This is a genomic window from Aeromonas sp. Y289-2 (assembly GCF_027705925.1).
Lineage (GTDB): Bacteria > Pseudomonadota > Gammaproteobacteria > Enterobacterales > Aeromonadaceae > Aeromonas > Aeromonas veronii.
This window is the reverse complement of the sequence record NZ_JAPDCH010000021.1, coordinates 31494-44539: the sequence shown is the minus strand read 5'-3', so window position 1 is coordinate 44539 and position 13046 is coordinate 31494. Positions and strand designations below refer to the sequence as shown.

At 57.0% G+C, this 13046-nt stretch carries 11 protein-coding genes; 7 read left to right on the top strand and 4 right to left on the bottom strand.

Annotated elements, in window-relative coordinates; genetic code table 11:
• Positions 1–42: 42 nt before the first annotated feature.
• The 6 genes from OKC43_RS20350 to OKC43_RS20320 all read left to right on the top strand — a co-directional run bounded on the left by OKC43_RS20350 (position 43) and on the right by OKC43_RS20320 (position 5590).
• Positions 43–396: a hypothetical protein gene (locus tag OKC43_RS20350; protein ID WP_226798853.1), complete on the top strand. Its 354-nt coding sequence runs from the start codon at positions 43–45 to the stop codon at positions 394–396.
• Positions 374–2107 carry a Mu transposase C-terminal domain-containing protein gene (locus tag OKC43_RS20345; protein WP_157034217.1) on the top strand — a complete coding sequence of 578 codons (1734 nt, stop codon included), beginning with the start codon at positions 374–376 and terminating at the stop codon, positions 2105–2107. Before OKC43_RS20350 ends, OKC43_RS20345 begins: the two co-directional genes overlap by 23 nt.
• Positions 2104–3036, top strand: a complete 933-nt coding sequence (locus OKC43_RS20340; RefSeq protein ID WP_015460531.1) for a TniB family NTP-binding protein — start codon at positions 2104–2106, stop codon at positions 3034–3036. The genes OKC43_RS20345 and OKC43_RS20340 overlap by 4 nt, the downstream gene beginning before the upstream one ends.
• 1 nt (position 3037) lies before the next feature.
• Positions 3038–4003 (top strand): TniQ family protein, encoded by a 966-nt coding sequence (locus OKC43_RS20335; RefSeq protein WP_015460530.1) that lies wholly within the window; start codon positions 3038–3040, stop codon positions 4001–4003.
• A gap of 378 nt (positions 4004–4381) precedes the next feature.
• Positions 4382–5221, top strand: coding sequence for a sulfonamide-resistant dihydropteroate synthase Sul1 (gene sul1, locus OKC43_RS20325; protein ID WP_000259031.1), 840 nt, complete (start codon positions 4382–4384; stop codon positions 5219–5221).
• Between the two features lie 126 nt (positions 5222–5347).
• A complete protein-coding gene (locus OKC43_RS20320) occupies positions 5348–5590 on the top strand; it encodes a hypothetical protein (protein WP_000376617.1) in 243 nt (80 codons plus the stop codon).
• 83 nt (positions 5591–5673) lie between these two features.
• Here the strand turns inward: OKC43_RS20320 and OKC43_RS20315 are convergent, their stop codons facing one another.
• Positions 5674–5973: a DUF2293 domain-containing protein gene (locus tag OKC43_RS20315; RefSeq protein ID WP_001183923.1), complete on the bottom strand. Its 300-nt coding sequence runs from the start codon at positions 5971–5973 to the stop codon at positions 5674–5676.
• A gap of 601 nt (positions 5974–6574) precedes the next feature.
• On the bottom strand, positions 6575–9592 hold the full coding sequence (locus OKC43_RS20310; RefSeq protein ID WP_021740570.1) for a Tn3-like element IS3000 family transposase: 3018 nt from the start codon (positions 9590–9592) through the stop codon (positions 6575–6577).
• A gap of 177 nt (positions 9593–9769) precedes the next feature.
• Between OKC43_RS20310 and OKC43_RS20305 the strand changes: the two genes are divergently transcribed.
• Positions 9770–10021, top strand: coding sequence for a plasmid stabilization protein (locus tag OKC43_RS20305; protein ID WP_134996526.1), 252 nt, complete (start codon positions 9770–9772; stop codon positions 10019–10021).
• A gap of 200 nt (positions 10022–10221) precedes the next feature.
• On the opposite strand, the gene OKC43_RS20300 is transcribed toward OKC43_RS20305, so the two are convergent.
• The gene (locus OKC43_RS20300) at positions 10222–11055 is read right to left on the bottom strand and encodes a hypothetical protein (RefSeq protein WP_223933913.1); all 834 of its coding nucleotides are present in this window, start codon (positions 11053–11055) and stop codon (positions 10222–10224) included.
• A 50-nt stretch (positions 11056–11105) separates the two neighbouring features.
• Positions 11106–12182, bottom strand: a complete 1077-nt coding sequence (locus tag OKC43_RS20295) for a type IV toxin-antitoxin system AbiEi family antitoxin (RefSeq protein WP_221933462.1) — start codon at positions 12180–12182, stop codon at positions 11106–11108.
• Positions 12183–13046: the final 864 nt, after the last annotated feature.

The following is a 13046-nucleotide window of genomic DNA, read 5'->3' as shown; positions in this document are numbered from 1 at the left end:
TCACATAGCCAGTCACAATAAATCAATCACTTAGCAGTCTGAATGTCGCATTTGGACGGAAAATCCCTAGAACCCCAAGAAGGCACGATCTTCCGAGTGGTGACCGACCGGATGATGAGCGGCGAATGGTTGTCCAGCACCCGGTTGTTGTCAGGCCACCTCGACAAGCCTTTCGATGTGCAATTCGAGCAGGATTGCGTCGCGTTCCTGCAACAACGTGACAGCTACCGCATCAGCGAGATTCTCGCGCTGGCGCAACAACGAGGTCTTAATCCTCAAGCTCTACTGCCCGTGCTCTACCGTATGGTCGCGCGAGGCCAACTCTCCCTCGACCGCGGTCAGCCGATTGGACCTCAGACGTGGGTTGCCGTTGTTGGATCGCAGAAGCGACTATGAGGCGAAGCGCGCACTACCCGGGCCAGGGGCGCCGCTCGACATTTCGACGATGGATGAGGCGCAGGTCGCCGAAGCCGAGCGCCGGCGCGACATCATCGCGCGCCTGGAAGCCGGCGGTCGTTTCGACAGCGCGACCGTGGAGGCTGCCGCCGCCGAGTTCGGAGCCAGCAAGCGGCAATTTAACCGCTACCGCAAAAGCCTCCGAAATACCGGCGCGCTGACCTGCCTGTTGCCGCGCGGGCGGAGCGGCGGGCGGGGGCGGCTGCGGCTCGACCTCCGCGTCGAGGAAGTCATCACCGAGGTGCGGCTGGAGTTCAGCCGTCATCGCAAGGAGGCCAAGAACCATCACGCATTCGCCGAGATTCGAAACCGCTGCGTGCGGCGGGGCTTGATACCGCCCTCGCACAACACGTTGCGAAGCCGCTTCGCCGGCGTTCCGGCGCGTGAGCGCGTCGGCCTGAAGTACGGAAAGAAGGTGGCTCGTGAGCGATACGAGCATATCCGAGGCAAGACGCCCGAAACGACGTTTCCACTTGAGCGTATCCAGATCGACCACACGCTCGTCGACGTGGTCTGCGCGAGCGCTTTCGACCGTGAGCATGTCGGCCGTCCCTGGATCACTATCGCGCTCGACGAATGCACCCGAGCCGTCCTCGCGTTCGTGCTGACCTGGGAATATCCAAACGCCTCGACCGTCGCTCAGTGCATGACGCGGGTGATGACGCCCAAGGATGAGTGGCTGGAGCGCGTCGGCGTTCCACTCCCATGGCCGATGTATGGCACGCCCAATAGCGTCTATCTCGACAACGCAGCTGAGTTTTGGTCACGCGCCCTGTTCTATGGGTGCAGGGAATACGGCATCGCGCCGCCGGAGCATCGCCCGCCAGGGCTGGTCCATTTCGGCGGCATCATTGAACGCTTCATGGGCACGGCGATGGACCAGATGCGGCTGCTCCCCGCAGCAACCGCCCGTGATCGCGGCTTCGACAAGGTCAAGACCCGCAATCCGAACGAGGCGGCCGAGATGACCCTCGATGAGCTAGAGGTCTGGATGCTCGAGTTCATCTGCGGCCAGTATCACGTCCGGCCGCACAGCACGACCAAGCAGCGCCCGGATCTGGCCTGGGAGCGCGGCATCTATGGCACCGAGAAGCGTGCAGGCGCCGGCCTCCCGCCGATCATCGCTGACAAGCAGAAGCTCTATCTCGACTTCGCCGACATCGAAGACCGGACGATCGAGCGCTACGGCATGCGCTGGGACAATATCGAATACTGGGACGAGGTGTTGCGGCCGTTCCTGGACGCTGGAGAGCAACGCAAGTTCGTCGTCCGCCGAAACCCCTACGACGCCTCACGCATCTACTTCCTCCACCCAATCGAGGGGACCTATTGCGAGCTGCGCTGCGAGCAGATTACCCTTCCCAACGTGTCGGTGTGGGAGTTCAACGAGACCCGCAAGCGGTTGGTCGCCCAAATCGGCGACAAGCCGGACATGGCGACCATCATGGCGTCAATGGAGCGCCAACGCCTGCTGGAGCAGGACGCACAGAACGCGAAGAAGCGACACAGGAGTCGCTTGAAGCAGGAGCGTCGGCGGGTCGGCGAACAAGTCACCGCCGAACTCACGCCGCATGCGCCCATCTCCGAAGACGCACCGCCAGCGCCGCAGGCTCCGGTTCGTCGCGACATCTTTTATGAGATCGACGAATGATCCTCATCTCGCAGGACCGCCGCCTCACCAAGGCCGCCCGCGAGGCGCTTGAGGCGGACAACACCGCCCAGCGGCTCAACCTGATCCGGCAGAAAGTCTTCATCCGCTACGCCGCCGCCGATGCGATCACCGAGCGGCTTCAGGAGGCGCTGGAGGATTATCCGACCGAAGGCGACAGCCACATCCTGATCTGGGGGCCGTCGGGCATCGGCAAAAGCCAAATCGTCAAGCGCTTCGCCAAGTTGCAGAACCTCCCGGACGATCCGAGGGCGTCCAAGGCCAACGTCCCGGTGCTGGTCGTGAGCATGGGGCCGACCGGTTCTGCCCGAGGGCTGCTGGTGCGGATCCTTGGGCAACTCAACGCGCCCTACGGCAAGAGCGCGAGCACCGACACCCTTTATCCTGACGTCCTCAGACTGCTCCGAACCAGCGGGGTCAAGATCCTGGTCATCGACGAATTGCATCACATCGAGAAGGGCAATCGCAAACAACGCGAAGAGGCGCTGGCGACAATCAAGCTGCTCGGCAATGACCTCGGCATCACCATCGTCGGGTGCGGCACGATCGCCGCGCTGCGCACGCTTCGGTGGGACCCGCAGATCGAGCGCCGGTTCGAGCCGCATCGACTCGAGGTCTGGGGTCATAACGAACAGACCTATGGCCTGCTCAACAGCCTGGAGACCTGTCTGCCGCTTCGCCACGCTTCCGGGCTTTCCGATGACAAGATCGCGACCTGGATTATCAACGAGTCGGAGGGGACCACGCGCGAGATCGCCTATCTGGTGCGCCGCGCCGCCCTGATGGCCATCCGCTCAGAGAAAGAGCGCATTGATCTTCCGCTGCTGCGCTCGCTGAACCATGTGAGGCCATCGGTTCGGCGGCAGCGGGAGGACGTCCTCCTCAGAGCCGCCTCGCTGCCGCCGCTCTGAGATGTCGGACCTGCGTCTGTGGCCTTGGCGTCCCCGCCCGCAGGCCGACGAACTGCTCTCTAGTTGGCTGCGGCGGATCGCGCTCGGCAACTCCGCCAAGCTGCATAGCTTTTGTCACGCCGTCTGGCCCGGGCTGCAGATCTGGAATCGCGACATCGACGGGCTGGCGCCGCCTCGGCTCATGGAGGGGCTGGTCGCGCATACCGGGGTCGATGCGCAGGTCGCGGAGTTGACGACCTTCCGGCCCTGGGTCGGCACGTTGTTCGAAGAGGTCCGGGTCACGGGGGCGACCCAGTGGCTGCTGCCCGTGGGCATTCATCACCGCACCCGCCGGCGGCCGGGCCAGCAGTGGTGCCCCCTCTGCCTGACCGAGGACGCCGAGCCCTACTATCGGCGTCGCTGGCGCCTGGCGATCGCCAGCACCTGTCCTCGCCACGGCTTGGTGCTGGCCGACAGCTGCCATGACTGCGGCGCGCCCGCGGTCCCTCATCGGGGCGCCGATCCCTGGTGCCACATCTGCACCGCCGATCGGCGCGACCACCCGGTGATGGCGGCCGAGAGCCAGGCGCTACAGTTCGAGTTTCGGCTCAGCGAAATGCTCGCGCCCGACGTCGTCCCGCGGACCGACTTGGAGGCCATTCACCCGCTGGCCTATTTCGGCCTGGTTCGTCAGGTGATGACCGTGCTCAGCGGCGGCGAGCGGTCGCAGGGTCTGCGCGACGAGGTCGCGCGCAGTTGGGGCGGTGATCCCGCGCCCTACGCCGCCAAGCAGATCGAGACCGCTTCGGCCGCTGATCGACATCGACTATCAGGCCTCACCGCCCGGGCGATGCGCGGGTGGCCGTGGCTGTTTGTGGGCCACTGCGCCGACGCCCGGGTCTGGAAGTCCTGGGCGTTTGCGGACCGGCGCTATGGCCGATCACCGTTCGCCTATGCCGATCCAGTGATCCGTTACCTGACGCCCTGACGGCGGTCGCCTGTTCGTCGCTGGGTGTTGGATGCGTTGCCGCTGCGCCACGGTGAGTCTTCATTAACGCGACGCCTTTCATCATGAATCTCAAACAGTTGCGACGCTACTCTCGCGCGGGCTTTTTGCTACCAAATTGGCGTTTATGTTTGCCATAGTCGGCCGTTCATGCGACATTTCTTCATATAAGGTTGCCCGGAAGCCATTATCGGTTGCCGGGCTTTTCGACTCGAAGGACCGCATCATGACCAAGCCCATGCTCCAGCCGAGTCAGCTCGGTGAAACTTCCACGTGGAAGTCGCCAATGTGCCACGGCGTCATTGCTGCCTTTTTGCTCGCCCGATCCCCATCGTGGAAGTCGCTGCGGAGGCCGACGCCATGGTGACGGTGTTCGGCATTCTGAATCTCACCGAGGACTCCTTCTTCGATGAGAGCCGGCGGCTAGACCCCGCCGGCGCTGTCACCGCGGCGATCGAAATGCTGCGAGTCGGATCAGACGTCGTGGATGTCGGACCGGCCGCCAGCCATCCGGACGCGAGGCCTGTATCGCCGGCCGATGAGATCAGACGTATTGCGCCGCTCTTAGACGCCCTGTCCGATCAGATGCACCGTGTTTCAATCGACAGCTTCCAACCGGAAACCCAGCGCTATGCGCTCAAGCGCGGCGTGGGCTACCTGAACGATATCCAAGGATTTCCTGACCCTGCGCTCTATCCCGATATTGCTGAGGCGGACTGCAGGCTGGTGGTTATGCACTCAGCGCAGCGGGATGGCATCGCCACCCGCACCGGTCACCTTCGACCCGAAGACGCGCTCGACGAGATTGTGCGGTTCTTCGAGGCGCGGGTTTCCGCCTTGCGACGGAGCGGGGTCGCTGCCGACCGGCTCATCCTCGATCCGGGGATGGGATTTTTCTTGAGCCCCGCACCGGAAACATCGCTGCACGTGCTGTCGAACCTTCAAAAGCTGAAGTCGGCGTTGGGGCTTCCGCTATTGGTCTCGGTGTCGCGGAAATCCTTCTTGGGCGCCACCGTTGGCCTTCCTGTAAAGGATCTGGGTCCAGCGAGCCTTGCGGCGGAACTTCACGCGATCGGCAATGGCGCTGACTACGTCCGCACCCACGCGCCTGGAGATCTGCGAAGCGCAATCACCTTCTCGGAAACCCTCGCGAAATTTCGCAGTCGCGACGCCAGAGACCGAGGGTTAGATCATGCCTAGCATTCACCTTCCGGCCGCCCGCTAGCGGACCTGGTCAGGTTCCGCGAAGGTGGGCGCAGACATGCTGGGCTCGTCAGGATCAAACTGCACTATGAGGCGGCGGTTCATACCGCGCCAGGGGAGCGAATGGACAGCGAGGAGCCTCCGAACGTTCGGGTCGCCTGCTCGGGTGATATCGACGAGGTTGTGCGGCTGATGCACGACGCTGCGGCGTGGATGTCCGCCAAGGGAACGCCCGCCTGGGACGTCGCGCGGATCGACCGGACATTCGCGGAGACCTTCGTCCTGAGATCCGAGCTCCTAGTCGCGAGTTGCAGCGACGGCATCCATGTCTCGACGATGCCAGCGGAGTGCTTAAGCTACTCCTAGCGCATTGGGCGCTGGGACGGGGCGGGGGTGCATAGCCATGCACCGGCGGATAAGCGTGCGCGCGGCTCGCTCCACCGATTTGGCTAGGGGAGCGCGGTGCTGCGCCAGCTTTCTAGAATGTCGCTTACTTCGCGGCTGACAATTAACCGCGCCTCGGCGCGAGCCATACCGGAGATCGCCAAAAGTCGATCGTAGTCGGTAAGTTGGTGGCGGGCGAAGGTTGAGGCCACAATGCCGACGACCTTGCCTAGCGAGGCTTCTGTCCACCGTTTGGCCAGAATCCGTTCGATGAGGATCTCGCGGTATTCCGGCGGGCAGCGAGCTTGATGTTTGCGAAAATGTCGCTCGACCGTCCGCCGGGTGAATAATGTGCCTTGCTGCATGCGATGCCTCCAAGGAGACGCTCGCATCGGCCTACGCCAAAAGGGGTCGCATGAGGTGCTTGGGGGCCGCCAAAAGGGTAGCTCAGCGACATGCCTTCCGATGTTGCCGTCAGCTAATCGCCAACCTTGGGGGGCGGCAGTTCGTTCGGCGTTCCCCACGACAATAGCCAGGCTTTCACAGCCTCGTGGCTGATAGTCCGGCCTGCCTCAATGTCGGCAATGCCCTCGGCGGTCGCTTCCTGGTCGTCGTCAAAGTTGTCGGCTTGGGAGTTCACGCAGTCCAACTACCACAACACCCGACCGCCCGGCCACACCGGTCCGACGCCTACGCCTTTACGGCCACACGGTGTAATGGAGGAGAGAGAGCCAACACATGCGCCAGCGCGAATGGCTTGGCGGCGGTCCGCAGGATTTCAGTCGCCGCCTCGTAGGCTTCAGACGGGACCACTCGGTCCGGAGGCGTTGCGGCGGGACCCCTAGTGTGCGCCCTTCACAGACCCTGAGGAGCGCACCGCTCGCCTTCTTGGGGTTCTAGGGATTTTCCGTCCAAAAACGACAAAGTGCTCTGGAGGCCGCGCCGTCCGTGGCCTCCAGAGGGGTATTACTTTTCGCTGACGGGTAAATATCCCTCGATTGAGCGCATAAGCTCCTCCAGATCTGGCAATTTTTCGCTCAATTCGAAGTGGTAAGTCCCCTTGAGGTTAATGTTGTGCCAGGCCACAGGGGATGCCTGTTTGACGATATCTATTCTCTTGGTATCTCCTTGGTATTCGAAGCTGGTCAACAGCTGGCTGAGTATCCTGGAGTTGAAGTAAACGATGGCATTGGTGACCAGGCGAGCGCACTCATTCCATAGCTGGATTTCTTCGTCTGAACTGCCCCGGAACTGATCCCCATTGACGCTGCTCACGGCCCGACGCAGTTGGTGATAGGCCTCTCCCCGGTTCAGCGCGCGCTGAACATAGTTTCTTAAACTGGCATCATCGATGTAGCACAGTAGATAATTCGCTTTCACCAGGCGATTGTATTCCGTCAGGGCTTCCAGCAGCGGGTGATTGCGCTTGTACTCCGAGAGCTTTCTCACCAAGGTGGCTTGCGTTGTTTTCCGCTGCTTAAGTGATACTGCAATCCGTTGGATGGTATCCCAGTGCTGCGCAATACGATGGGTATTGATTGGCTTTTTTAAGCACAGCTGAATTCGGTGTTCTTTGTCTTCCTTGACATCAAACATGTCATTGATCACTTTGCCAACCTGGGCATAGCGTGGGGCAAACTGGTATCCGAACAGATCCAGTAACGCGAAGTTCACATGGTTCACCCCATGGGTATCGGTTGAGAGCACATCCGGAATGATGTCTGACGTATTGCTCATCAACAAATCAAAGATGTAGTGCGATTCATGTTCGTTGGCGCCGATCACTCTGGCGTTGATCGCAGCGTGATTGGCGATCAAGGTCATGGCAGAAACACCTTTTTGAGTGCCAAAGTACTTCGACGAATAACGGGTTTTGAAGGTCTCGCGCCGGGCTTCGAACTTTTGACCATCGGCACTGGCGTGGATCACATCTTCCTGGATGTTGTAGTACCGGAAGATGGGTAGCTTGGCTGTCGCGTTATTGATGTTGTCGTTAGCAGCATTCAATGTTTCCAGGCGAAGATAGTTCGCCTGGATAGTGCTGAGCTGATCATAGGTACGATCAGAGATCTGTGCCATGCCGTAAATGCCTTGATTGGTTGCATTGCCGACCAGAATTGCCAACAGGTCATATTCATGGGAACGGCTTCTGGATTGGGAACCCAGCACATGAGCGAAGCAGTCAATGAAACCGGTGTCACGATCAACCATGCGCAGTACATCCGCAATCCCCGTTGTGGGAATTTGCTGGAAGAAGGGATTGTTGACCAGATGATGTTTGCTGGCCGAAGGCAGGCGCCAGAAGCGTTTACCCTGCGGATTACGCAAGATGATATTCCGGTTGTCTTCCTGTTCAAGATATTCGCCGACTTCGTACAAACGGGTATCCAATTCCATGGCCATCTGTTTGATCAGCTTTTCAGGCTCCTCCGCTAATTTTGTAAAATGGCTCTGTTGAAGCAGCGTATATTTGTTTTTTCGCCAATGTTCCCCGTCGATCAGGTCGGCGTCGAGTGCCCGGTATTTAGTGATATCAGGCAGCGTCAGCTGGCCATTCAGGCGATCAGGAATCTGTTGATAGAGGAACCACTCATAACGATCGATCAGGATATTCCCTTCACCATCCAGCAGGAATTCACGTGATTTTTTGGAAAGGAGTCTGGTGTCGGCAGTTTGCAACTGAGCGTCCTGGCCGTTGAGTTCGTTTTGTGTTTTCGCCAAGGCGGCCGCTAAGTGCTGGGTGCCGTCGCAGCCTTCGAAGCGCAGACATAGGAACAACTCTCGCAGCAAACCTTTCCGCAGACTTTCTTTCTCGTCGCAGTACTGCCACATGGCTTCATCGACCGATCGTCGCTGCTCGTTCAGGAAGAGACATACAGATTCCAGATCCCTTTTGGTCAGCAGGCTCAGTGCTTGCTGTCTTACTGTTGCAAACGGTAGTTGCAGATCAATGCTGTCATCAATGAACAGGTGCAGTACTTCAGCTGCCTTGCTGACATTTTTAGCTGCTTTTTGCCAATCCTTAAACACCGCTTCCTGCGCATAATCCTTTGCCTTCTGTTTGGTCTGTCTGACATGATGCACAAAGCCATCGGCAATACGTTCCAGCGCTTGCTGCCATCGCGTTTGAAGATAGCACAATAAATACAGCCATTGGCTGCCTACGGTTTGACGTTTCAGTTTGGCACCGTAGTAGTCGACTTTCTCTGCCAGGTGTTGCAGATTTTTCTGCGACAGTGATAGCGTGCTCAACAGCAGATCCACTTCCGGCATCCAATGCTGGATATGGCGATAGACAATCAGTTCTTTCTCCAACTCGGTTCCGGTGAAGTTACGAGCCGATTGTCGCAACTGTCGGAACGGCAGTGGACCTGTGCCGTTCACGAGCTCCGCCAGTGCTTGCTTAAGACCGCGTGACATTGCACGCTCAAGGTGCGCGGCCATGTGTTCCTGTTCGTCTCCCACCACCTGACTGATGATCTTTTGCAGCGTGCTGTAGGCAGGGATTGCGATCTTCTGCCCCGAACAATATTCAATGGCCGCATCGAAGAGGTGCCTAGGCGCTGTCCAGGCTCTGGCTTGCTGGGATAAGTAATCTCTCAACGCCGCTCCATGGTCTTTGACATTCCAGCGCTGGTAGTTGCAGAGCTGGAAAACACGTTGGTAAATCCGTTCGTTCTCTTTTGGCGTGAGATTAAAGGGTCTACAGCCTGGGCCTGGTAGAACGGTTTGATAAACGTATTTGAGGTCCTGCTTGATCTGATGAAAGCCGGGATTCAGCACCACCGGCTTGGCTTTGAAATAGCCCAGCAGTACCACCAGCATGTAACGCTGGCCCCGATGACGGAGGCTTTTAGCGATCGCCAGTTCCTTATCGTTCAGCGAGAAAAAGAAGCGTTGGTCGGCGGAGGTGAAAGCGGGGGGTCCATATAACTCATCTTGTTCTGCCTCGGACAAGATTTGGACACGTTCTTCGAATGCCATGGATTTAGCCCAAAAAGACTAAATCTTACTCAAACAGAGCCCAAATAGGGATCTCGAAAAAAGTAATACCCCTCTGGAGGCCACAGACGGCGGGGCCTCCAGAGCACTTTGTCGTTTTTGGACGGAAAATCCCTAGAACCCCACAATAATTAATGCCAAAACGAGTAGGAACCGAACATGAGCTACCAGATTCTCTCCGCTGCGGCGGCCAGCATTACCGAACTGAAACGCAACCCCATGGGCACTGTCAAAAAAGGCAATGGTTCTGCCGTTGCTATCCTCAAGCACAACGAACCAGCCTTCTACTGCGTGCCACCAGAGCTCTTTGCTTACTATATAGAACTAGCCGAAGACGCTGAGCTTAATCGTATCGCCGATGAACGCATGGCCCTACTCGATAAGGTCAGCGTATCGCTAGATGATCTATGACGTATGCCACGCGATTTTATCGTTGAGTACTGAGGTAGTTGCTGAATTATGAGCGTTAACATTGTGGGAAACACCTGAGCTTTGTAGTTCTAGGGAAGGTGCTAACAAGTCACTTGACACAAAAACACTCCACCATAACTAATTGATATTAAATGACTAAGTTTCAGTTTTTGCGCAAGAGGTACTTATTCGCACTTTCCTTATATTACCCGTTGCCTCTCAACTTCGGCCAGTAAGCTTTGGACTAACCCTGCGGCAAAACGCTGACGACCAACAAGCTCATCTTCGTTGTCTCCACCGTGGAAGCGTGCGTAGGCAACAGCCCCCACCTTCTCATAGCCTTCACCATGCTCGTCGTCCCCGAAACGTCTCGCTAACGCTGCTAACCCATCTTGCATTGCCTCTTGATGCTGTTGTGAACGGATGCGTTCAACGAATAGAGCTGCGACTTCCTTTACCGAGCCTGAGTATTGGATCACATGAATTAGGTCAGCGGCATCCTTCCTCTCCTGACGCTGATCCAGAGCCAGAGCTTTCAAAATTACAAATGCTGGCACGTCCGCAAATCGCACAGTATCCACTGATAGACCATCACCACCCAGGAGCTGGGCAGAAACTATCTTCTCCTGATACCAGTCGTGGACGATTCGGGCATGCTTAATGGTGAGCGCCGATACTCTTTCCCCATCGACGCTGATGGTCCTGCCAGGTTCCTCTGCACCGGCATCTCGTAGAAGTTCAACGACTACTTCTATATGGTCATCGACCTTGCGACGCCAGCGCCAAGATGCGGGCTTTCCCTCTTCGACCCACCTGATGAAGCCCCGAGCTTTTAGCTGATCCGCAAGGCTAGCGTATTCGTTGTCAGCTGCCAGCACCTCTAGGTTTAATACTATGTCCACGTCCGAAGTCCCCGCATGCATCGGAACATCGGGTAGGTTCTCTGGAGTGAGATAACGAGGAACCAGGCCGCCGACAAGTCTTAGGGTTTCCTTCAGATGTCCAAAGGCGCTTAGCAGTGTGAGCAGTGTCATCTCGCACGCCGATGTAACGTCTTGACTATATCCAGCCGCTGTACGAGGCTTCAATCCCGTTGCCATAAAGACTCCAATTGTTCTCTGATATGTTCCGCCAGTTCTTTATTGCGGCCTCGGCCATCCAATAAGTCCAAGTACAGAATGTAAGGACTTGCGAAAAAAATAGGGTGGTTTGGGCTCACATCCCGGTAAAGCAAACTCGCGGGTTCGCGCTCGATAAGTGTGACGTTTGCCCCTTTGCTGACTGGCTTCAGGCCTAGCACGTCAGCCATTCTATCCGCGTAGCCCTTGGGCACAATGATCTCCGCTCCTTCAGTACTGGTCAGCAACGGTGCAAGAATATTGGCGGCAGCAGCACCTGTGAACGCCCACGGATAATCCACCTTCTGATGGTCTATCCGTTCTGCCAGATGAGCTAACAGGTGTTTGGGATTTTCGACAAAGGTGTACCACTTCGACTTCTGTTCTTTGCGATGCCGCCACTGCTCAGACCAAGCGTCCAAAAGCTTATCAGGGTGAGTGAGCATTCTACGCTTGCTAGGTCCTCCACCAGTAGATTTCACCCATTCACGTAACGTCAGTTCCTGCAACACAAGAGAGCAGGTGTACGCAGAAGTTTCGGCTTGCTCGGCCAGCTCTCTACCAGTTAGCCACCCATGACTATTCATCAGAAGCGAGTGGATTACACTTTCACGAGCTCCAGTGAAAAGAGCAATGCCCTGGGTGTTCTTTTTGGTACGGTGAGAAGGCTTTTCAATATTGATGAGCCAGCCGTCGTGCTTTAGATAAAGGCTGCCTCCTAGTTCGAATGAGGCGATATTCTGTTCCCTAAGCTCCTGCTTAGCCCCTGAGCTTAGTACGCCTGCCGCGAGCAATCCAATCGCGTCGTGACTATGATGAGTGTCGCGTATGCGCCTGTGGAGCTGGTACACTGCATTTCTTAAGTCTCTTGGATAGACCTCTCTTTTGACTTCGACGAATACCAGTAGGGTTTTACTCGGAGCCTTTATCTCGATCATGCCATCAAGCTCAACCCCAACCCCACGAAGCTCGTGCGAAGCATTGTGCACCGAGGCTTCAGGGCCGAATGCCCCAGCAAGAGCCTCAACCAGTGCATCCAACATCTGCCTTTCGAATTCGAACCCCGAATGATGTGAGTAACGTTCCATAACCTTAGCCCCCATAGCATTATTAGCTGTACAGCAAAAAACGCCTTTTCAGCTAATGTTTAGGCCTTATCGTATCATTAGCTGAACAGCTAACAACCCTCTATAGGCTAAGTTTTGTATATTCTATCCTGTATTGACCAGAATGCCCGCATGGATGAGGTGTGCGGAATCGTTCCTTTCCCGACGATGATCCTGGGCTTTCAAGATCACAAACGTAGGTACATCGGTATACCGCACAGCTTCCATCGCGAAAGGCCGTTGATATGACCTCAATATGGGGAATAGCTGAACTTCCCTGGCTGGTTCAGGTTGCCACTATGGGAAATACCTGAACTTTGTAGTGCGCCAGGGGTCGATAGGGTCTCTATATGGGGCAGCTGAACTTCCCTGACTGGTTCAGATAGCCACTATGGGAAATACCTGAACTTTGTGGTGTGAGTGGGAGGTCGATATGACTTCAATATGGGAAACACCTGAACTTCTCGGGCTGGTTCAGATCGCTACTGTGGGAAACACCTGAACTTCATGAGCTGGTTCAAGTCGCTACTATGGGAAACACCTGAACTTCTCGGGCTGGTTCAGGTCGCTACTGTGGGAAACACCTGAACTTCATGAACTGGTTCAAGTCGCTACTGTGGGAAACACCTGAACTTCATGGGCCGATTCAGGTCGCCACTGTGGGAAACACCTGAACTTCACGGGCTGGTTCAGGTCGCTACTGTGGGAAACACCTGAACTTCATGGGCTGGTTCAGGTCGCCACTACGGGAAATGCCTGAACTTTGTGGTGCGAGTGGGAGGTCGATATGACTTCAATATG

Bases quoted from the DNA above. Each gene is read 5' to 3' on its own strand.
- OKC43_RS20315 (WP_001183923.1), bottom strand. From the start codon at position 5,973: ATGCAGCAAGGCACATTATTCACCCGGCGGACGGTCGAGCGACATTTT.
- OKC43_RS20305 (WP_134996526.1), top strand. From the start codon at position 9,770: ATGAGCTACCAGATTCTCTCCGCTGCGGCGGCCAGCATTACCGAACTG.
- OKC43_RS20340 (WP_015460531.1), top strand. From the start codon at position 2,104: ATGATCCTCATCTCGCAGGACCGCCGCCTCACCAAGGCCGCCCGCGAG.
- OKC43_RS20300 (WP_223933913.1), bottom strand. From the start codon at position 11,055: ATGACACTGCTCACACTGCTAAGCGCCTTTGGACATCTGAAGGAAACC.
- sul1 (WP_000259031.1), top strand. From the start codon at position 4,382: ATGGTGACGGTGTTCGGCATTCTGAATCTCACCGAGGACTCCTTCTTC.
- OKC43_RS20320 (WP_000376617.1), top strand. From the start codon at position 5,348: ATGGACAGCGAGGAGCCTCCGAACGTTCGGGTCGCCTGCTCGGGTGAT.
- OKC43_RS20310 (WP_021740570.1), bottom strand. From the start codon at position 9,592: ATGGCATTCGAAGAACGTGTCCAAATCTTGTCCGAGGCAGAACAAGAT.
- OKC43_RS20350 (WP_226798853.1), top strand. From the start codon at position 43: ATGTCGCATTTGGACGGAAAATCCCTAGAACCCCAAGAAGGCACGATC.
- OKC43_RS20335 (WP_015460530.1), top strand. From the start codon at position 3,038: ATGTCGGACCTGCGTCTGTGGCCTTGGCGTCCCCGCCCGCAGGCCGAC.
- OKC43_RS20295 (WP_221933462.1), bottom strand. From the start codon at position 12,182: ATGTTGGATGCACTGGTTGAGGCTCTTGCTGGGGCATTCGGCCCTGAA.